Source organism: Clostridium estertheticum subsp. estertheticum (assembly GCF_001877035.1).
Taxonomy (GTDB): Bacteria; Bacillota; Clostridia; order Clostridiales; family Clostridiaceae; genus Clostridium_AD; species Clostridium_AD estertheticum.
The window spans coordinates 4,494,973-4,515,622 of record NZ_CP015756.1 but is presented as its reverse complement, the minus strand read 5'-3'; the positions used below and the strand labels follow the sequence as shown (position 1 = coordinate 4,515,622).

At 31.8% G+C, this 20,650-nt stretch carries 18 protein-coding genes and 1 pseudogene; 17 read left to right on the top strand and 2 right to left on the bottom strand.

Going from position 1 to position 20,650, the window contains the following annotated elements:
* Positions 1-218: 218 nt before the first annotated feature.
* From asrA to asrC, 3 genes are read left to right on the top strand one after another with little or no spacing between them, the layout of a single operon-like run.
* Positions 219-1,226, top strand: coding sequence for an anaerobic sulfite reductase subunit AsrA (asrA, locus tag A7L45_RS23015; RefSeq protein ID WP_151553537.1), 1,008 nt, complete (start codon positions 219-221; stop codon positions 1,224-1,226).
* Positions 1,227-2,018 carry an anaerobic sulfite reductase subunit AsrB gene (gene asrB / locus A7L45_RS23010; RefSeq protein ID WP_151553536.1) on the top strand — a complete coding sequence of 264 codons (792 nt, stop codon included), beginning with the start codon at positions 1,227-1,229 and terminating at the stop codon, positions 2,016-2,018.
* Positions 2,019-2,030: 12 nt separating this feature from the next.
* On the top strand, positions 2,031-2,978 hold the full coding sequence (asrC, locus tag A7L45_RS20910) for a sulfite reductase subunit C (protein ID WP_071614573.1): 948 nt from the start codon (positions 2,031-2,033) through the stop codon (positions 2,976-2,978).
* Between the two features lie 67 nt (positions 2,979-3,045).
* On the opposite strand, the gene hcp (A7L45_RS20905) is transcribed toward asrC, so the two are convergent.
* Positions 3,046-4,764, bottom strand: a complete 1,719-nt coding sequence (gene hcp / locus A7L45_RS20905) for a hydroxylamine reductase (protein WP_071614572.1) — start codon at positions 4,762-4,764, stop codon at positions 3,046-3,048.
* A 116-nt stretch (positions 4,765-4,880) separates the two neighbouring features.
* On the bottom strand, positions 4,881-5,636 hold the full coding sequence (locus tag A7L45_RS20900; protein WP_071614571.1) for a DUF438 domain-containing protein: 756 nt from the start codon (positions 5,634-5,636) through the stop codon (positions 4,881-4,883).
* 255 nt (positions 5,637-5,891) lie between these two features.
* Here A7L45_RS20900 and A7L45_RS20895 point away from each other — a divergent pair, with 255 nt between their 5' ends.
* The 14 genes and pseudogenes from A7L45_RS20895 to cbiM all read left to right on the top strand — a co-directional run bounded on the left by A7L45_RS20895 (position 5,892) and on the right by cbiM (position 20,639).
* A complete protein-coding gene (locus A7L45_RS20895) occupies positions 5,892-7,124 on the top strand; it encodes an FprA family A-type flavoprotein (protein WP_071614570.1) in 1,233 nt (410 codons plus the stop codon).
* Between the two features lie 21 nt (positions 7,125-7,145).
* Complete coding sequence (gene ric, locus A7L45_RS20890) at positions 7,146-7,871, top strand: iron-sulfur cluster repair di-iron protein (protein WP_071614569.1); 726 nt, start codon at positions 7,146-7,148, stop codon at positions 7,869-7,871.
* 231 nt (positions 7,872-8,102) lie between these two features.
* On the top strand, positions 8,103-9,749 hold the full coding sequence (gene hcp / locus A7L45_RS20885; protein WP_084647543.1) for a hydroxylamine reductase: 1,647 nt from the start codon (positions 8,103-8,105) through the stop codon (positions 9,747-9,749).
* A 171-nt stretch (positions 9,750-9,920) separates the two neighbouring features.
* Positions 9,921-10,013: pseudogene (gene moaC, locus A7L45_RS20880) on the top strand (cyclic pyranopterin monophosphate synthase MoaC); the annotation flags it as partial.
* Between the two features lie 139 nt (positions 10,014-10,152).
* A complete protein-coding gene (locus tag A7L45_RS20875; RefSeq protein ID WP_071614567.1) occupies positions 10,153-12,267 on the top strand; it encodes a nitrate reductase in 2,115 nt (704 codons plus the stop codon).
* Positions 12,245-12,655 (top strand): 4Fe-4S dicluster domain-containing protein, encoded by a 411-nt coding sequence (locus tag A7L45_RS20870; RefSeq protein ID WP_071614566.1) that lies wholly within the window; start codon positions 12,245-12,247, stop codon positions 12,653-12,655. Before A7L45_RS20875 ends, A7L45_RS20870 begins: the two co-directional genes overlap by 23 nt.
* Entirely contained in the window at positions 12,656-13,882 is a 1,227-nt protein-coding gene (locus A7L45_RS20865) for an NAD(P)/FAD-dependent oxidoreductase (protein ID WP_071614565.1), read from the top strand.
* Between the two features lie 22 nt (positions 13,883-13,904).
* Positions 13,905-15,221, top strand: coding sequence for an MFS transporter (locus A7L45_RS20860; RefSeq protein WP_071614564.1), 1,317 nt, complete (start codon positions 13,905-13,907; stop codon positions 15,219-15,221).
* Entirely contained in the window at positions 15,218-16,435 is a 1,218-nt protein-coding gene (locus A7L45_RS20855) for a molybdopterin molybdotransferase MoeA (RefSeq protein ID WP_309249090.1), read from the top strand. Before A7L45_RS20860 ends, A7L45_RS20855 begins: the two co-directional genes overlap by 4 nt.
* The gene (mobB, locus tag A7L45_RS20850) at positions 16,413-16,952 is read left to right on the top strand and encodes a molybdopterin-guanine dinucleotide biosynthesis protein B (RefSeq protein ID WP_071614563.1); all 540 of its coding nucleotides are present in this window, start codon (positions 16,413-16,415) and stop codon (positions 16,950-16,952) included. The genes A7L45_RS20855 and mobB overlap by 23 nt, the downstream gene beginning before the upstream one ends.
* A complete protein-coding gene (locus A7L45_RS20845; RefSeq protein WP_071614562.1) occupies positions 16,952-17,506 on the top strand; it encodes a molybdenum cofactor guanylyltransferase in 555 nt (184 codons plus the stop codon). Before mobB ends, A7L45_RS20845 begins: the two co-directional genes overlap by 1 nt.
* 305 nt (positions 17,507-17,811) lie before the next feature.
* Positions 17,812-18,765 (top strand): cobalt ECF transporter T component CbiQ, encoded by a 954-nt coding sequence (cbiQ, locus tag A7L45_RS20840; RefSeq protein WP_071614561.1) that lies wholly within the window; start codon positions 17,812-17,814, stop codon positions 18,763-18,765.
* Positions 18,758-19,573, top strand: a complete 816-nt coding sequence (locus A7L45_RS20835) for an energy-coupling factor ABC transporter ATP-binding protein (RefSeq protein WP_224616845.1) — start codon at positions 18,758-18,760, stop codon at positions 19,571-19,573. Before cbiQ ends, A7L45_RS20835 begins: the two co-directional genes overlap by 8 nt.
* A gap of 25 nt (positions 19,574-19,598) precedes the next feature.
* Positions 19,599-20,639 carry a cobalt transporter CbiM gene (cbiM, locus tag A7L45_RS20830; protein ID WP_071614560.1) on the top strand — a complete coding sequence of 347 codons (1,041 nt, stop codon included), beginning with the start codon at positions 19,599-19,601 and terminating at the stop codon, positions 20,637-20,639.
* Positions 20,640-20,650 lie beyond the last annotated feature (11 nt).

The window sequence follows — 20,650 nt, the reverse complement described above, 5'->3', positions numbered from 1 at the left end:
TTACACATGTAATATATAATTGTCAATATATACTTTTTGTTGTAAAAATAGGGAACAAAAATAAAGAATTAAGAGATTGAATGTGATGGAAGTCACATACTTTTATTTTTTTTTGAAATACAATGGATATAAGTAGTTTTAAGTTTAATTTAAATAGTGAATTAATTAACAAAGCTTGATAATTAAATAAAATTATTACAATGGAGGCGATTATATTTATGGGATTTAGGTTGAAAATAGAGAAGTTTGATGAGCATCTTGAAAGATTAAGAGATAAATATAAGGTATATGCACCAGTAAAGCTCAAGGGAAAGGGAACTTTTGCGGACACAGATACAATTAGGTATAAGGAAATAGAAAGTATAAAAGAAATAGAATTTAATACCAAATCTACTTTTTCGCCAAAGGAAATAATACTTCCGATTACTCAAACATTATTTTACTTTACTGAAGATGAATGCAAAGAGCCAAAAGAAGGCGAAAAGAAAATACTGATTTTTTTAAGAAGTTGCGATATACATGCAATGAAGAGGCTTGATGAAGTTTATTTAAGAAATGGCAACGAGGATTATTATTACAAAACCTTAAGAGAAAAAGTTAAATTTGTGCTTATGGGTTGTAGTGATAGTTTCGAAAACTGTTTTTGTGCCAGTATGGGGTATAATAAGACAGAAGAGTATGACATGTACACTAAAATTAAAAATGATGAAGTTTTTGTGGAGTGTAAATCCGAGGAGCTAATGAATTATTTTTATAAAGATATAGAAGGCACAATTGTGGTAGAACCTGAATATGTATCAAGTAATGATATAAAGGTTACTATACCTGAAAACTTAGATCAAAGAGTTTTTAAATCTAAAATGTGGGATGAATATTCTTCAAGGTGTATTGCCTGTGGAAGGTGTAATTTTGTCTGTGGAACATGTTCGTGTTTTACTATGCAGGATGTTTTCTCGAAAGATAACAAGAATGTAGGAGAGAGAAGGCGAATATGGGCATCTTGTCATGTAGACGGGTTTAGTGACATGGCAGGAGGGCACGGTTTTAGAAAAGATAAAAAAGATAGGATGAGATTTAAGGTTATGCACAAGGTTTATGATTTTAAAAAGAGAGCCGGATATCATATGTGTGTAGGTTGTGGTAGATGTGATGATATATGCCCTGAATATATATCTTTTTCTAGTTGCGTTAATAAACTAAGTAAAGTTATGGAGGCGGTGGAGTAAATGAAAAATATATATATGCCTTTTAAGTCTAGGATACTTAATATAAAGAAGCATACGGAAACAGATTATACTTTCAGAATGGAGTTTGAAGGGGATGTAAAGCCAGGTCAATTTTTCGAAGTGTCTATACCGAAATTTGGCGAGTCACCTATATCTGTTAGCGAAATAGGTGATGGTTATGTAGACCTTACAATAAGACGTGTAGGAGTGGTTACAGATGTAATTCATAGTTTCTTTGTAGGGGGAACTTTGTATCTAAGGGGACCATATGGGAATGGTTTTGATGTGAATATATATAAAGGTAAAGAAATTATTGTAGCTGCAGGTGGAACTGGACTAGCGCCTGTAAAAGGAATAGTGGATTATTTTGCAAAACATCCAAAAGAGTGTAAGGACTTTAATGTAATGGCAGGATTCAAGTCCCCGGCCGATATCTTATTTAAGGATAATTTTAAAATGTGGGAAAAAAGTATTAATGTTACCTTAACTGTTGATAGTGCAGATGATGATTATACTGGAACTGTGGGACTTATAACAAAATATATTGATGGTATTCCGGTTGACAATATGGATGAAGTACAAGTAATTGTAGTAGGACCTCCTATGATGCTCAAGTTTACAGTGGCTGGGTTTATAAAAAAAGGAGTAAAAGAGAAAAATATATGGGTATCTTATGAGCGAAAGATGTGTTGTGGAGTTGGAAAATGTGGACACTGTAAAATGGACGATACGTATATATGTTTAGAGGGTCCTGTTTTTAATTATTTGGATGCAGTTCATTTAGTAGATTAGGAGGGATAAATTATGGATATAAACACTAAATTGCTTAAAAAGAATGCGTTTAGAATAACCAAAACAAGAGGTAAAACTGCTATAAGAATAAGGGTGCCTGGTGGGCAAATAGAGGCTAAACATTTAGAAGTTTTACAAAAGGTAGCAGAGATTTATGGAGATGGAACTCTTCATATAACTACAAGGCAGGGTTTTGAAATACCTAATATTGATATGGATAAAATACCAGAGGTTAACAAAATGGTTCAATCAGTAATTGAAGGCCTTGAAATAAATCAGATTTCTCCAAATACTGGTTATTCAGCTGCAGGTACTAGAAATGTTTCAGCATGCGTGGGAGCAAATGTCTGTCCTTTTGCAAATTATAATACAACAAACTTTGCGAAAAGGATTGAAAAAGAAATTTTTCCTAACGATTACCATGTAAAGGTGGCTTTAACAGGTTGTCCTAATGATTGTATAAAAGCTAGAATGCAAGATTTCGGAATTATAGGAATGACGGAGCCTCAATATGAATTTTATAGATGCATCAGTTGTAAATCCTGCGTAAATAACTGTAAAAAAAGAGTTACTGGCGCACTTAGAATGGAAAATTTTAAAGTGGTACGTGATCATGACAAATGCATTGGATGCGGAGAATGTATAGGGAAATGTCCGACATCTGCATGGAGCAGAAGTTTAGAGAAATATTATAAACTAGTAATAATGGGTAGAACGGGAAAGAAGAAACCTAGACTTGCTCAAGATTTTATAAAGTGGGTTGACGAAGAAAGTATTGTTAAAATTATAAAAAACACTTATTCATACATTGAAAAGTATATGGATATAGATGCTCCTGGAGGAAAAGAACATATAGGGTACATTGTTGATAGAACAGGATATCCAGTGTTTAAGGAATGGGTTTTGAAAGATGTAACTCTTGGAGAAAAAGCTGAGGTCCAGGAATTTATTAATTGGTAATAATAAAAAGTATGCAGATAAAATTCTGCATACTTTTTGTTTTAATGTTAATTCTTTAAGTCTGGTGTTAAGCACCCATGAACATATCTATATCATCATCTACATTGATTATTCCACCAATACCGAAGCTGTCAACCAATACTTTTACTACGTTTGGTGATAGGAAGGCTGGAAGGGTTGGTCCTAAGTGGATATTTTTAACCCCTAGGTGCAATAATGCAAGTAATACTATAACTGCCTTTTGCTCGTACCATGCAATATTATAAGAAATCGGAAGTTCGTTTATATCATCCAGTCCAAATACTTCTTTAAGTTTAAGTGCTATTACAACTAATGAATATGAATCATTACATTGACCAGCATCTAGTACCCTTGGAATCCCACCAATATCACCTAAATTCAATTTGTTATATTTATATTTTGCGCAACCAGCTGTAAGTATAATTGCATCTTTTGGTAGCTTTTGAGCAAATTCTGTATAATAATCACGACTCTTCATTCGTCCATCGCAACCTGCCATTACAAAGAATCTCTTTATTGATCCGCTTTTAACAGCGTCCACAATTTTGTCTGCAAGAGCTATTACTTGATTATGAGCAAAGCCTCCTACTATTTCACCTTTCTCAATCTCGACAGGTGCCGCACATTTTTTAGCTTGTTTAATTATCTGAGAAAAATCTTTCGCTTTCCCATTTATTCCATCAGCTATATGCTTAACTCCTGGAAAACCTGTTACTCCAGTGGTGTATATTCTATCTTTATAAGATGCTTTCGGAGTCACAATGCAGTTTGTAGTCATAAGTATTGGCCCGTTGAAGCTTTCAAATTCTTGATTCTGCTTCCACCATGCATTTCCGTAATTACCTACCAAGTGCTTGTACTTTTTAAATGCAGGATAATAGTTAGCAGGTAACATTTCACTATGAGTATATATATCTACTCCAGTGCCTTCAGTTTGTTTTAATAACTCTTCCATATCTTTTAAATCATGTCCACTAATTAATATAGCAGGATTAGTTTTAACTCCTATATTAACTTTTGTTATTTCAGGATTTCCGTAACTTGTGGTGTTTGCCTTGTCAAGTAGTGCCATGGCATCCACACCGTACTTACCACATTCAAGCACTAGAGCTACAAGTTCATTCACTCCTAGAGTATCGTCCAAAGTAGAAGCTAATCCCTTTTGCGTAAATGCATGGAGTCCTTCATCATCATATCCAAGGTTATTGGCATGCTTAGCATATGCAGCCATTCCCTTAAGTCCATAAATTAGAAGTTCTCTTAAAGATCTTATGTCCTCATTTTGCGTTGATAGTACGCCCACCGTTGCTGCTTTTTCATCAAAGGCTTTTAAGTCATTAGAAAACCAAACAGCTGCATCAGGTAAGTTTAATTCCTCTTCCGTGCCAAATCCAAATAGATTAAATATCTTTTTAAGCCAGCTAGCATTTTCGCCTTTATCATTTAACTTAATACCAGCATTAAGAAGTTCATTCTTTAAACCTTCCCTTAAACTTAAACCTTTTCTAACTCTTTCAATAAATATATTCCTATCAAAATTTGCATTAGTTATAGTTGCAAATAAACTTTCCATTATAAAAGTATCTACTTCTTTATTAACTATACCATTCTCTCTAGCGCGAACTCCATATATAGATATTCCTTTAGTTATATAAATTAGTAAGTCCTGAGCCTTTGCGAGGCTTTCAGTCTTACCACAAACTCCCTTTACCGTACAACCTGTGCAGTTAGCTGCTTCTTGACATTGATAACAAAACATTGCCATATAAATAACCTCCATTTTTTCTTTTGTAAACACTGTTCGTGACCGCTTTATGAGATTATTATACTGTTTTACAATTTTTTTTGTCGGTAACATAGGTTACTAACCTAATTGTAAAATTAAACTTTAGGTGTAAATCCACAATAACCTATCTCATCACACCTTTTTTTCATATCATTCCATATTTCTTTTCCTTGTATAGATTCTATTGCTGTAGGATATAGAATATAGTTTTCTTTAAATATATGATCTCTCATGTTAAATATGATATATTTTGCACTCTCATCTACTTTTTCTTTGAATTCATTGAAGTTTAATTCAGAGGCCTCCTCTAATGTTAATTTTAAAAATTCTTTCTTAGCTTTTATATCCTCATGTTCCATTCTCATAATTCGAGTTGGTCCAGTAATTTCTCTGCTTTCCATCTCAGTAAACAACACCTTTTCCTCTCTTTGGTGATGATTCTCTGCATCTAATATATTAAACACAATAGTCTTTAATTCCTTAATTTCTTCTAAACTGTTAATATATGTTTCAGTCTTTTGGATTTTAGAATTAACTTCTTCAAGCAGCGTCAAGAATTCAAGGATTTTATCGTGTTCAGCAATAAGGGTATACACAACATGACCTGGTTCAATCTTTGTCTTAATTTTATCAAGTTCGCCTTTTAAAACTTCCATGTGTATATCACAAAGATGTCTTAAATCTTGAGGTTTCATTCCTTTTTCTATTAAATTTTGCTCTGCAATTGAAAGTTCGACAGGACTTATATTAGAAACGATGTCTAAAGCTTCTTTTCTTAAAGTCTCAGTTACACCTTCTTGATTTAGTTTTTGCAAAACCTGAGTTAATTTTTCTATTTTTTTGTTATCCATATTTAAAATCTCCTTTATAAATCTATTTTTAGAAATTTTGTTTCCATGACATCATTCTAATTAACTTGGATATATAAGAATGTGATTTAAATCAAAATCATAAAAATTTTTTATTTTCGTTTTGTGATTTGAATCATATTTTTAAAATCGAAACAATTATAGAATAGGGTCATAGGAAAGAGGCAACGTGTAAGAATAAATTAAAACATAAAATTAATAAAAATATCGAATTAATTAATTTAGGAGGAATACATTATGAGTAAAAAAATTATGCTAAGTGACAATATATACTGGGTTGGTAAGGTGGATGATAGGGATGTACCTTTTCATAGATTAACATTAACTAAAGGAACCACTTATAATAGTTATTTATTAATGACTGAGAAACCTACAGTAATAGATACTGTTGATATGAGCTTTGGACGTGAATTTGTAGAAAATTTAAAAAGTATAGTTGAACTTGAAAAGATTGAATATATTGTAATTAATCATACTGAACCTGACCATTCTGGTGCACTTGGAAGTTTGGCTATTAAAGCAAAAAATGCTGTAATTGTATGTACAAGTCTTGCTGTAGATCAACTTAAGGAAATGTATAAACTTCATAACAGAGAGTTTCTAGTTGTAGGGGATGGAGATACGCTTGATATAGGAGGTAAAATACTGAAATTTATAGAAACACCTTACCTTCATACAGCGGAGACAATGATAACTTATTGCGTCGAAGATAAAATTTTATTCCCTTGCGATATATTTAGTACCCATGTAGCTAATTATGAGTATTTTAATGATATGGCGAAAGAGGACATAAATGATGATTATATTGGATATTATAAATTGATAATGCATCCTCATAGAAGATATGTTCAAAATATGATAAAGAAAATCAGAAATTTAGATATAAAGATGATAGCGCCATCTCATGGATATATACTTCGAGATAAGGTTCAAAGTTTTATAGATATTTATGATAATATGAGTAAAAATGGAGAGATAGATAAAAAAGCATTAGTTCTTTATTCTACTATGACAGGTAGGACAAAAAAGATTGCTACTATTATTAAGGAAAATTTTGAAAATCAAAATATACACTCTGAAATTATGGATGTAAATAAAATACCAAAAGAAGAAATAATAAAGGCTATTAATGAAGCCGACGTCATTTTCTTTGGAAGCTCTACAAAATATGCAGATATTATTGGAAATATGGAAGATATACTTAAAAGTCTTAATGATTTAAACCTTGAAAATAAGATAGGGGCAGCGTATGGTTCTTATGGTTGGAGTGGAGAAGCTATAGAGGTAGTTCAGGATTATTTGAAGGGGAGCAATATTAAAGTCTTAACTACATCTGATGTAATTAAGTCTACTGGTATGATTGATATAGAGTTTCCAATAAGAATTAAGTTTTCACCAAGTCTTAACAATGTAAAGAATATTGAAAGTGCAATTATTTATACAGCTGATTTATTACTTAGTGCAATTTAAAAATATGAGGAGGAATTAATTATGGAGAAAATTATAAATGGAAACCAAAATCTTGGAGAGATAGTTTCAATTTTCCCTGGTGCTGCAGAGATTTTTAACAGGTATAAAATAGATTATTGCTGTGGTGGACATGATACTTTAGCAGGAGCAATGGATGTCATAGAAATAGATAATGAAAAAGTAATTGAAGAACTTAATAATGCATATGATGTGTTTATAAGGACCAATTCAGAGTATAAAGATTGGAGAAAAGAAAAACCTTCAGCATTAATTAAACACATAGTAGAAACACATCATGAATTTACAAAAAAACAGCTTAGAGAAATAGATATTCTATTATTAAAAGTACTTAAGGTTCATTTTAAGCATCATAGTGAGGAACTATTAAAAGTTCATAGGAACTTTGGAACTTTGAAAATAGAACTTGAGGAGCATCTTATAAAAGAAGAGGAAAATCTATTCCCCCTTATTGAAAACTTTGAAATAACAAAGGATGAGAATGTCTTATCAAAAATACACCGAATTATAAAGGATACAGAAAGTGAGCATGATGCGGCTGGAAATATAATCAAAGAATTAGAGAAGATTACTAGAGATTTTAATGCGCCAGAAGGAGCCTGTACTTCTTTCAAACTTGTATACACCAAAATTCATGACCTTGAAAAAGATCTATTTATTCATATATATCTTGAAAATAGTGTTTTGTTTAATATGTTTCAAGAGAAAAAGGGTTGCTCTATAAATTAATCAATCTGTTAAACTTAAAAACACCATCATGATGAAATCCATGATGGTGTTTTTAAGTTTCTTATTTATATATTTTCTTTGAACATTTTTACTCCAACTCGAGGATCTTTATTTAACATAAATTAGGTGCTTATTAAAAAAATATGCCAATATTACTTATAATCTTGTATATTTAGACAAAAGTAGTGTAAGATGATGTTAGAATCATATTAAAAATTAGGAGGGTTACATATGCAAGGAAAAATGTTTTGTTTTCAATGCGAACAAACTTTCGGTGGAACCGGTTGCACTAAAATGGGGGTCTGTGGAAAAACTCCAGAGATTGCAGCAATGCAGGATCTTCTTATTTATCAGTTAAAAGGAATAAGTTGTTATGCTACTAAGCTTTTAGCTAAAGGTGAAAAAATTGATAAGTCATGGGTTTCATTTGTTGAAAATTCATTGTTTATGACGCTAACTAATGTAAACTTCGATCCAAAGTCTCATATGGATATGCTTGAAAAATCTCAAGTAATAAAAGAAGAGGCACGAAAAAAAGCAATAGATGAAAATGTAACTAGCGAGGAAGCTTTATATAATTTAAGTGATACTAAAGAACAAATTCTTGAAGATGCTAAAAAAGCAGGGGTTATGTATGATGAAAAATTAGATGCAGATATTCGCTCAGTTCGTGAAACTATAAAATATGGACTAAAAGGAATTGCAGCATATGCACATCAAGCCAGGTTTATTGAATACAATAGCGATGATGTTGATGATTTTTATTTTATAGCTTTAGCAGTACTTACTGATGATAGTTTAAATCTACAGGATCTTATCAAGTATTTAATTAAAACTGGAGAGACTAGCGTTAAGGTTATGGAAGTATTAGATAAAGGTAATAATGAGAAATACAACTCGCCTACACCTACAAAGGTTAATGTAAATATTAAAAAAGGACCATTTATTGTGATTTCAGGTCATGAGTTAAGGGACCTTGAAATGTTACTTGAGCAAACAGAAGGCAAAGGAATAAACATTTATACTCATGGTGAAATGTTACCTTCTCATGGCTATCCTAAGCTTAATAAATACAAACATTTAGTAGGTAACTTTGGAGGAGCATGGCAGAATCAACAAAAGGAATTTGATGGTATACCTGGTTGTATTTTAATGACGACAAATTGTTTAATGAAACCAAAAGATTCTTATAAAGATAGAATTTTCTCAACAAGTGTTGTTGGCTGGGATGGTATAAAACATATTGAGGCAGGTAAGACTGGTCATAAGGATTTTTCTGAAATAATTAGTAAGGCACTAGAGCTTGGTGGCTTTGAAAAAGATGAGGAAGTTAAAGAAATTCTAGTGGGATTTGGTCACAAAGCAACTTTAAGTCATGCTGAAACAATAGTTAATGCAGTTAAAGAAGGTAAGATTAGACACTTTTTCTTAATTGGAGGATGTGACGGTGCAAGATCAGGAAGAAATTATTACACAGAATTTGCACAAAAGGTTCCAAAAGATTGTATTATTCTTACTTTGGCCTGTGGTAAATACCGTTTTAATAAATTAGAATTTGGTGAGGTTGCAGGATTACCAAGATTACTTGATATAGGTCAATGTAATGATGCCTATTCTGCGGTTAAAATAGCTTTAGCTCTAGCTGATGCTTTTAAATGCACTATTAATGATCTACCACTATCATTGATTATAACTTGGTATGAGCAGAAAGCTGTTGCTGATTTATTAGCATTATTATCACTTGGAGTAAAAGGAATTTATTTAGGACCAACACTCCCTGCTTTCTTAAGCCCTAATGTATTACAATTTTTAATTGATACTTTTGATATTAAACCAATAAGTACACCAGAAGATGATTTAAAACAAATATTAGGATAAAATAATATATTAAATTAGAAGTAATAAAGCTTAGAATTGTGAAAACAGTTTTAAGCTTTATTATTTTTAATTTTAAAGGAACGTGATATTAGTCACATATTTTTTTCTATTGTAGTGATAGACTAAAGTATATAGTGAAAAAAATAACAAAGTTTCATGGCTGAGGTTATTAAAATAAACTTAGAAGACTCTAAAATTGATATAACTGCAACGACAAAAACTATAGGAAAGACTGAAATTGAAATGGAAGCGCTTACAGCAGTATAGATACAATAAATAAACAATCTTAAAAAATAGACACAAGTGACACCTGGAATATATTATTTGACCAGTGGAACTTTCCCTTTTAAATGAATATAAGAGGAGGGTTTTTATAAAATTAACAAAGTGGAGATGTTATAATATGAAAAAAATACAATCAGTTTGTAATTATTGTGGGCTTGGGTGCAATTTAGACTTCCATGTAGAAAATGGTGAAATAATGATGGTGTCACCAACGGAGAATTATCCTGTAAATAAGGGATTCTGTTGTATAAAGGGATTAAATCTAGATAAACAGTGTACAAAAATTAAGGGTAGAAGATCACCTCTTTTAAGAAATGACAAAAATGAGATGGTGGAAATCTCTTGGAAGGAAGGTTTTGAAACTTTTGTTAAAAGGATGACTACAATACAAAAACATCATGGGTCTGAAAGTGTAGCATTTATAAGTACAGGACAAATTACTACGGAAGAAATGGCACTTTTAGGGCATGTAGGTAGAAACTATATGGGTATAAATGGTGATGGTAACACAAGGCTATGTATGTCAACTTCGGTTGTTGCTCATAAGCAAAGTTTTGGGTTTGATGCTCCACCATATACCTTAAATGATGCCCAGCTTTCAGATACGATAATACTTATTGGAGCAAACCCTGTTGTTGCGCATCCTATTTTCTGGGAACGCGTAAAGGATAATAAGAATGCCAAGGTAATAACAATTGATCCAAGAAGATCAGAAACTGCAAGAAATTCAGATATTTGGGTAGATATTAAGCCAAAGGGAGATTTAATACTTTTCTATACATTAGCTAATGTATTAATTGAGAATGGGTGGATAGAAAATAGTTATATAGAAAACTATACAGAAGGGTTTGAAGAGTTTAAGTCACATGTTAGTAAGTTCACTTTAAAGGATGTAGAAAAAATTACAGGAATATCTGAAAAAAGAGTACTAGAACTTGCAAGAATTATACATAATGGCAAGAGGGTTTCTTTCTGGTGGACAATGGGTATTAACCAAGGATATGAAGGTGTTAGAACGGCGCAAGCAATAATTAACATTGCACTTATGACTGGTAATATTGGCAGAGAAGGAACTGGTGCAAATTCATTAACAGGTCAATGTAATGCAATGGGTTCAAGAATATTTAGTAACACTTCAGGGCTTTATGGTGGCGGAGAGTATGATAATGTAGAACGCAGAAAAGCCGTAGCAGAAGCTTTGAAAATTGAGGAAAGTCTATTACCATCAAAACCGACATTACCTTACAACGTAATCATAGATAAGATAAACAAAGGTGAAATAAAGGGGTTATGGGTAATCTCTACGAATCCTAGACACTCTTGGGTAAACAATCAAGAATTTAAAAAAGCTGTGGATAAACTAGAGTTTTTCGTAGTACAAGATATATATGAGGATACTGATAGTGCTAAAATTTGTGATTTATTTTTACCTTCCGTCCCTGCAATTAAAAAAACAGGAGTAATGATAAATACTGAGCGTCGGATGTCAGCTATTTTACCAATACTTGAAAAAGAAGATGGCGAACTAACAGATTACGACATACTTCTGGGAATTGGTAAAGAGTTAGGAATGGGAAGGTTACTTGATAATTGGAAAACACCTGAAGACGCTTTTGAATTAATGAAAAAGTGTTCAAAGGGAATGCCATGTGATATTACAGGTGCTACTTATGAACTTTTAAGTGGTTCAAAAGGCATACAATGGCCATTTAAAGAAGGGCAATTATTAAAAGAAGATGAAAGAAGATTATATGAAGATAATAAATATTATACGACCTCTAAAAAGGCTAATTTTATCTTTGGCGATCCAATTAAAAATCCAATTGAGATTTCGATAGATTTCCCTTATACACTTAATTCAGGTAGAGGAACAGTAGGTCAATGGCATACTCAAACAAGAACAAGAGAAATGGATGTCGTAAACTCTATAACATCAAAAGAAGCCTATGTTAATATAAATCCTGAGTTAGCTAAGGATTTAAATATAGAGCAAAATGAGAAAATTAGATTATCGTCATGTAATGGTGTCAAAAGTGAATTTATAGCAAAAATAACTGATAGTGTAAAGAAGGAGCATTTATATGCACCAATTCATTATATTGAAACGAACTCATTGACTCCATCAGTATTTGATCCATATTCAAAGGAACCATCATATAAAATGGTATCTGTAAATATAGAAAAAATTAATGTGGAAGGAGCAGGTGGATATGAAAAGAATCAAGATAGATAGAAAAAAGTGTATCGGTTGCTTAACTTGCACTACTTCATGTATAGTAGCGCATAATTCAGAGGAAACAAAAAGTAGAATAACAGTTGATAGTAAGGGCGTGTATGCCCCAATATTTTGTAGACATTGTGACAAACCAGAATGTGTGTATACATGCATGAGTGGTGCCATGAGCAAGGATAACGAAACTGGATTAGTTAGTTATGACAAAAATAGATGTGCTAGTTGTTATATGTGCGTAATGGCATGCCCTTATGGGGTTTTAAAGGCAGATGCTAGGACCAGTAAAGAAATTATGAAATGTGATATGTGTAGTAGCACAAGTATGGGTTCACCTCAATGTGTTGCCAAATGTCCTATGGCAGCAATTACGCTGCAGGAGGTATTATAAATGAAATATGTAGTTATTGGGGCATCGGCCGCAGGAATTAGCGGAGCTAAAACGCTAAGAATGTTAGATTATAATGCAGAAATAATATTAGTATCAAAAGATGAAAACGTGTATTCAAGATGTATACTTCATCATTATATTTCAGGACATAGAACTATAAAAGAGTTAGATTTCGCTGAAAAAAATTTCTTTGAGAAAAATAACATTAAGTGGATTAAAGGGGTTGAGGTAACAGCTCTTAATGACGATAAAAAAAATCTTTCACTTTCAAATGGAGATATTCTAACATATGATAAACTTTTAATTTCAAGTGGGGCATCAGCATTTATTCCTCCCATTGAAAATTTAAGGAAAGCAAGTAGTGTAGTAGGACTTAGAAATATTGAAGATGCAATAATTATAAGGGAACAGGCAAAAAAAGTTAAAAATGTAGTTGTATTAGGAGCTGGTCTTGTAGGGATAGATGCATTAAGTGGTCTTATAGATAGTGGTGTAAATATTTCTTTAATAGAAATGAGCAAGAAGATACTCCCATTACAATTAGATAAATATACATCAAAAGTTTATGAGGATAAATTTAAAGAAAATGGTGTAAATCTAAAGTTAGATGTTAAAGCTGAAAAATTAATAATAGATGAAAATAAAAATCCTAAATCATTATTATTAAACACTGGAGAAGAAGTGCCATGTGAACTTGTAATAGTAGCTACAGGAGTTAGATCAAATGTTGGTTTTCTTGAAAATAGCAGGGTAGAAACTGACAGATTTGGCTTAATTATAAATGAGAAAGGTGAAACTAATATAGAGGGTGTTTATGGCGGAGGAGATGTAACTGGAAGGAATCCTATATGGCCAACAGCTGTTAAAGAAGGCATAATAGCAGCAAATAACATGTTTGGGAATGAAATGATAATGACAGACTTCTTTGGAAGCAAGAATACAATGAATTTTGTAGGAATTGCTACAATGTCCCTTGGGATGATAGAACCTGCTGATGAAACTTATATTGAAGAAGTGGAAATAAATGGATCAAACTATAAAAAGATAATACATAAAGATGGAAAGATTTACGGAAGTATAATTCAAGGAGACCTATCTTATTCCGGTATATTAACACAACTTATTAGAGAAAAAATAGATATATCTAAAGTTAAAAAACCACTATTTGAAATAGACTATTCAGATTTCTTTAATGAAGAAAAAAACTTTGAATTTAGTTATAAGTAATTAATAAAACGGGGGGAAAATAATGAATATTGTAAATGTAAAAGGAAATTCAAAACAAGGACTAATGGGAGCAACTACTGGTTTTTTTGTAGGATTTGCGGCCGTTGCTCTTTATGGAGCTACAATCGCTGTATTTAAACAAAGTTTTTCAAATCTTAGCCCTATTCTATTAGCGCTACTTATTGCAATACCAAATTTGTCCGGTTCTTTACTTAGGATTCCATTTGCAGCTTGGGTAGATATCAATGGAGGAAGAAAACCTTTTATCATTTTGCTTTCTCTTTCAATAATTGGTATGGCTGGTTTGTATGTAGTTATGGCTTTTTTTAGACAAAATTTAAGTAATTATTATTATTTATTATTAATTTTTGGAGCATTGTCAGGTTGTGGTATAGCTACATTTTCTGTTGGAGTTAGTCAAGCATCCTATTGGTTCCCGCAAAGTAAGCAGGGAGTAGCTTTAGGCATCTATGGAGGCGTTGGAAATTTGGCACCAGGAATATTTACACTGTTACTGCCAAATGTGGCGCTACCATTACTAGGGTTATCTGGTTCTTATTTAGCTTGGTTAATATTTTTAATATTAGGAACTATAGCTTATTGTATTATAGGAAAAAATGCATGGTATTTTCAATTAATTAATGCAGGCGTAGAAAAAGATGAAGCAAAAAAAATAGCTTCAACAAAATATGGTCAGGAATTATTTCCTAATAATAAAATTAGTGAAAGCTTGATGATTTCTGCAAAGACATGGAAAACTTGGGCCCTTGTTATGGTTTATTTTACTACATTTGGAGGATTTTTAGCACTAACAAGTTGGCTTCCTACTTACTGGATGAGTTTCTTTAAATTAAGTTTAAAAATGGCAGGTGCATTAACTGCTATGTATTCAATTTCTGCATCTATTACTAGGATTTATGGTGGAAAGATTGCGGACAAGTTTGGAGGAGAATCTACATCAATTATAGCACTTGTTATAATGCTTTCAGGAGCAGTCTGTATGACAATTACTAGCTCAATTCCTTTAGCTGTTGTAGGAGTTTTACTTTTAGCGGTTGGAATGGGCGTAACAAATGCTGCTGTATTTAAAATACTTCCCAAAGAGGTCCCTCATGCAATTGGAGGAGCAGCAGGATGGGTTGGAGGATTAGGAGCTTTTGGAGGTTTCGTTATACCACCTTTGATGGCATCTTTTATAAATAAAACAGATAAAAATCTAAGCGGATTTTCAAATGGATTTATAATATTTATAGTATTAACAATAATTTCACTTGTAATTGTATGTTCATTTAAAATGGGGGCAAAGAACTCAAGAACGAAGAAGAAGGTTAGTTTATGATGATTGAAGCAGGTCAAGCTAAGAAAATAATTAACGAGGAATCGAAATTATTAAATCGTGAAAATAAATACGAGAAAGTATATATTTTAGATTCACTTAATAGAGTTTTAGCGGAGGATATTTACTCGCTAGATAATTTGCCACCTTTTGATAAATCAGCAATGGATGGTTACGCTATAAGAAGTCTAGACACACAAAACAAAGAAAATATAATACTTAAAGTTAAATCACTAATAAAAGCGGGAGATTCTTGTGAAGAACCTTTAAAAGAGGATGAAGCTTATAAAATTATGACAGGAGCAATGCTACCAAGAGGTGCAGATGCAGTAATACAGATCGAAAGGGTTAAAGTAGAAAGCGATAATTTATATATTTGCGAAGAGGTTAAAAAAGATAATAATATTATAAAATTAGGAGAAGAGATTCTAAAAGGAGATGTACCTTTAAAAAAGGGCACTTTGATTAGACCTCCGGAGATTGGATTATTAGCTTCTTTAGGATATGAGTTTATTAATGTCTATAAAGCCCCTACTGTTGGTATAGTAATAACTGGAGATGAACTAATAGACATAAAATCTGAAATTGAAAAAGGCAAAATAAGAAATAGTAATGAATATTCGCTAAAAGCTTTGATAAAAAATTCAAATGCAGAAGTGTTTTCAGTGGGGATAGTTAAGGACGATAGGACCGCTCTAAAAGAAAAAATATTATTAGCTTTTGAAAAATCAGATATTGTTATTACTTCTGGAGGAGCTTCTGTTGGGGATTATGATTTTGTAAAAGATATTCTGCGGGAAATAGAAGCAGATATTAAATTCACATGTGTGGCCATTAAACCAGGTAAACCTACATCTTTTGCAGTGTATAATAGCAAATTATTTTTTGCTCTGCCTGGTAATCCTTCAGCATTAATAAATACTTTTGAAGAATTCGTAAAACCTGCTATAAGGTCTATGAGTGGTATTTTTAAAAATGAATCGGATGAATTTCAAGTGGTTTTAAAGAATGATTTTAAAGCTAAAGAGGGAAGAGAAAAATATATATTTGTTAAAATTGAAAAAGAAGATGGAGTTTATTATGCATATAATTCAGGGTCACAATGTTCCAATCATTTGCGTGCTATGTGTAATTCTAATGGAGTTATAATTATTCCTAAAAACATTGGAAGTGTAAGGGCAGGTGAAGTAATAAATGGTAAATTCATTTTCAGATAAAAATAAAAAAACTTTAGTCCTTTCTATAGTAGCTATAAAATCAAATACTGGAAAAACAACATTAATAGAAAAACTAATTAAAGCTTTAAAACTTAGAAACTACAGCGTTGGTGTTTTAAAACATGATGTTCATAAATTTGACATAGATAAAGAAGGCAAGGATAGTTTTAAGTTTAGTGCGGCTGGTGCAGATAACGTAATAATATCTTCTTGTGAAAAACTAGCTATGATTCATAAGGTGGAAAAAGAAGTGCCTATAGATGAAATTCTTTTACTCTTTAAAGAGATAGATATTGTTTTAATAGAAGGATATAAAGATAACAATTTCCCTAAAATAGAGGTACACAGAAAAGACGGAGATTCTAATCTGCTTTGCACTAATCCAAAATTTGAGTTTTCAAAAATTATAGCGATTGCCACTGACGAGGATGTAAATGTGAATATTCCCATATTAAACTTAAACGATGTTAATTCGATTTGTGATTTTATAGAGAGTAAGTTAATAGAGGAGAATTAATGATAAATAAAACATTAGCAATATTAGCTGGCGGGCAAAGTAGTAGGATGAATTATAATAATAAAGCTTTACTTAAATATAAAGAAAAAACCTTTATAGAACAAATAATACGAGCAGGTAGTGGCTATAAAGAAATAATAATAATTGCAAATAACGAAGACATATATAAAGAATTTAATCTTAGAGTTGTAGGAGATATTTATAATGGACATGGACCGCTTGGTGGTATTCACGCAGCATTAACTAATTCATCTACAGAATATTGCCTATGTATAGCCTGTGATATGCCTCTTATTAGTGAAGAAATATTAGATATATTAGGTAGTTTTGAGGATGATTATGAAGTGTTAGTGCCGAAAGTTAATAATAGGTTGCAACCGCTTTGTGCGATATATAAAAAAACTATTATAAATGACATTGAAAAAAGTCTTAAAGTAAATGATAATCAGATTCAAAAACTTATATTAAGTTTAGAATGTAAAGCAGTTGAAGGATTACCATATAGAGAGTTTTATAATATTAATACACTAGAAGATTATAATAATTTGAGGTGAAAATTAAGTATTATAGAAAAACATATTATTGATTTTATGCTTTATTTTTGTATACTTTAGTATCACTATACGATAGAATAGTGGTACATAGTATTTTTATTAAACTATAGAACTAGCATTTAAGTTTTACAAATATTATAAATTAAAAATTTGTATGCTACGAGAGTATACTATTTCTAAAAAAACAAATAAATATATAATTTTATTAAAGACCACGAAGGTTGATTTCTGTATATCAGATATTAATTTTTGTGTTTTTATTTTTTGGGGGTTTTTAAAGAAAGTCAATTTGAAGGAGAAACCAAATGGATTCGAAAAATCAAGTGCCGGATTGGTTGTTAAATAGTGGAGAACTAGGAATGTGTCCATGTGGGTGTATTGGTAAAAGGAAGAAAGGCAGTTTTTTAGAAAAGACTATTAATAGTATTGCTAAGCTTTTAAAGGAAGTTATTTTTTTTGAGGATATAGCGTTTCAAAAGGGTTTTCTACAAAAGTTAGATCCAAGAATAAAGGTAATATCTTTAATTATATTAATATTAACATCTACTTTGATTCATAATGTACTTATATTAACTATTCTTTATTTAATATCATGTATTTTAGCTAAGATGTCATATGTATCATTAAAATTATATTTTAAACGTATATGGTTAATTACGCCACTTTTTACGGGAATTGCTGTACTACCATCGATTTTCAATTTTGTAAGACCTGGAACTACATTAGTTACTCTTATAAACTTTGGTCATAAGGTGCATTTGGGCCCACTAATATTTCCGGATGTTCTTACGATTACATCGCAGGGGGTAGCAGGAGCTGTTTTGTTAATAGTTAGAGTTGGCGTTACGGTATCTTTAGCTTTTCTATTTACAACTACTACTAGGTGGGCTAATTTGTTAAAGGCATTACGGGTTTTGCTTTTACCAAAAATATTTATTACAACTCTGGAAATGTGTTATCGTTATATCTTTATATTATTAAATATAACAACAGATATGTTCATTGCGAGAAAGAGCAGAACCTTTAGTAAAGCTTCCTCAAGAGAGGGCCGTCATTTTGTCTCTAATGCCATTGGAAGTCTCTTTGGTAAAAGTTATGCTTTAAGTGAAGAAGTTTATGGAGCTATGCTATCAAGGGGGTATAAAGGTGAGCCTGTTATTATGAACAGGTTTCGCTTTACTTTACTTGATTTCCAATGGCTATTAGGTGTTATAATTTGTGTTTTAGCAGCTTTTGGAGGTGAAATTATTCTTGGATAGGGAAAAAGTAATGGAGCTTCGCGATGTTTCATTTGAATATTTGCCTAGTGAAATAGTACTTAAAGAGATAAATTTAGATGTTTATAGTGGTGAAAAGGTAGTTATTTTAGGGGCTAATGGGTCAGGTAAATCTTCACTTTTAAAGATCCTTAATGGCTTGATATTCCCAAGTAAAGGTGAGTATAACGCTTTTGGTCAAGTTGTTACGGAAGAAACATTAAATGATGAGCAATTTGCGCAGGCTTTTCGCCAAAGAATTGGGTTTATATTTCAAAATTCTGATGCTCAATTGTTTTCTACAAATGTATGGGAAGAAATAGCTTTTGGACCACTACAGATGAAGCTTAGCTTTAAGGAAGTAGAGGATAGGGTTAATGGAGTTATTCGAATGCTTGAACTAGAATCATTGAAAGATAGGCCGCCTTATAGATTAAGTGGTGGTGAGAAAAAGAAAGTAGCTATTGCATCTGTATTATCAATAAATCCAAAAGTTTTGATATTGGATGAACCTACGAATGGCTTGGATCCAAGAAGTCAAAGATGGCTAATTAATCTATTAGTAAAACTTAATAGTGCAGGCAAAACTTTAATTACATGTACTCATAATTTAGACATTGTAGAAGAAATAGCTGATAGGGTAATAGTTTTTAATGAAGATCATAAGATAGTTGCTAGTGGTTCACCTAAGGATATATTATCAAATAAAGAATTATTACTTTCTGTAAATCTTATAGATGAGCATTATCACAGACATGTTCACTCAATTGATAAAAGCATGCAACATGATCATTATCATTGTCATGAATAGTCCTTAATTTTAAGGAGGAGATATTATGCATATACCTGATGGATATTTAAGTCCTCAAACATGCGTCGTACTTGGAACGCTAGCGATTCCAATAATAGGAATAGCAGCAATAAAGTTAAAGAAGACATTAAAGGACAAACAAGTTCCACTACTTGCAATTGGAGCAGCTTTTTCGTTTACTATTATGATGTACAATGTACCGATACCTGATGGTACTACTGCTCATGCAGTTGGAGCTTCACTACTTGCAATAATTTTAGGCCCTTGGGCTGCAGTAGTTGGAGTGAGTATTGCACTTATAATCCAAGCGTTTTTCTTTGGAGATGGTGGAATCCTTACACTGGGGGCTAACATTTTCAACATGGCATTTGTGATGCCTTTTGTAAGCTATTATGTATACAAGTTAATATCAGGTAATTCTGAAATTTCATCAAAACGTAGATTTATTGGTTCGATTATAGCGGGATATGTAGCGATTAATATTGGTGCTTTGTGTACTGGAATCGAACTTGGGCTTCAACCATTATTATTTCATAAACTTGATGGTACTCCATTATATGCACCATATACATTGATGCAAACATTGCCTGCTATGATGTTCGCACATCTTGTAATAGCAGGACCTGTTGAGGGAATAGTAACAGGACTAGTAGTAAAATATATGCAAAAATCGAATACTGACATGCTTATGATTTATCCGCCTGAAAAATCTTTACCTGGAAAATTTCAGATGATAGGTAGTTTAAAGAAGTATTGGTATGTTTTAATAACTTTAATTATTTTTGCGCCGCTTGGATTATTAGCTAAAGGGACTGCTTTTGGTGAATGGTCTGGTGATGATTTAAAATCAAAGCTTGGATTTATCCCAGAGGGAATGGCGAAACTTTCAGATAAATGGAATGTTATGCTGCCAGATTATTCTGTACCAGGATTTGGTGATAATTTCTTTAAATCATCTTTAGGGTATATATTTTGTGCAATTGTTGCTTTAATAATAATATTAGCTATAACTGGAGTTATAAGTTTTTTGCAGAAAAGAAAAAATGCAACTAATAATGTTAATTAAAAAGGGTAAAT

Excerpts from the sequence above, each read along its gene's own strand:
- cbiM (WP_071614560.1), top strand. The coding sequence starts at position 19,599 with ATGCATATACCTGATGGATATTTAAGTCCTCAAACATGCGTCGTACTT.
- A7L45_RS20865 (WP_071614565.1), top strand. The coding sequence starts at position 12,656 with ATGAAATATGTAGTTATTGGGGCATCGGCCGCAGGAATTAGCGGAGCT.
- hcp (WP_071614572.1), bottom strand. The coding sequence starts at position 4,764 with ATGGCAATGTTTTGTTATCAATGTCAAGAAGCAGCTAACTGCACAGGT.
- asrA (WP_151553537.1), top strand. The coding sequence starts at position 219 with ATGGGATTTAGGTTGAAAATAGAGAAGTTTGATGAGCATCTTGAAAGA.
- A7L45_RS20855 (WP_309249090.1), top strand. The coding sequence starts at position 15,218 with ATGATGATTGAAGCAGGTCAAGCTAAGAAAATAATTAACGAGGAATCG.
- asrB (WP_151553536.1), top strand. The coding sequence starts at position 1,227 with ATGAAAAATATATATATGCCTTTTAAGTCTAGGATACTTAATATAAAG.
- A7L45_RS20845 (WP_071614562.1), top strand. The coding sequence starts at position 16,952 with ATGATAAATAAAACATTAGCAATATTAGCTGGCGGGCAAAGTAGTAGG.
- A7L45_RS20860 (WP_071614564.1), top strand. The coding sequence starts at position 13,905 with ATGAATATTGTAAATGTAAAAGGAAATTCAAAACAAGGACTAATGGGA.
- cbiQ (WP_071614561.1), top strand. The coding sequence starts at position 17,812 with ATGGATTCGAAAAATCAAGTGCCGGATTGGTTGTTAAATAGTGGAGAA.
- A7L45_RS20875 (WP_071614567.1), top strand. The coding sequence starts at position 10,153 with ATGAAAAAAATACAATCAGTTTGTAATTATTGTGGGCTTGGGTGCAAT.
- asrC (WP_071614573.1), top strand. The coding sequence starts at position 2,031 with ATGGATATAAACACTAAATTGCTTAAAAAGAATGCGTTTAGAATAACC.
- hcp (WP_084647543.1), top strand. The coding sequence starts at position 8,103 with ATGCAAGGAAAAATGTTTTGTTTTCAATGCGAACAAACTTTCGGTGGA.
- A7L45_RS20870 (WP_071614566.1), top strand. The coding sequence starts at position 12,245 with ATGAAAAGAATCAAGATAGATAGAAAAAAGTGTATCGGTTGCTTAACT.
- ric (WP_071614569.1), top strand. The coding sequence starts at position 7,146 with ATGGAGAAAATTATAAATGGAAACCAAAATCTTGGAGAGATAGTTTCA.
- A7L45_RS20895 (WP_071614570.1), top strand. The coding sequence starts at position 5,892 with ATGAGTAAAAAAATTATGCTAAGTGACAATATATACTGGGTTGGTAAG.
- mobB (WP_071614563.1), top strand. The coding sequence starts at position 16,413 with ATGGTAAATTCATTTTCAGATAAAAATAAAAAAACTTTAGTCCTTTCT.
- A7L45_RS20900 (WP_071614571.1), bottom strand. The coding sequence starts at position 5,636 with ATGGATAACAAAAAAATAGAAAAATTAACTCAGGTTTTGCAAAAACTA.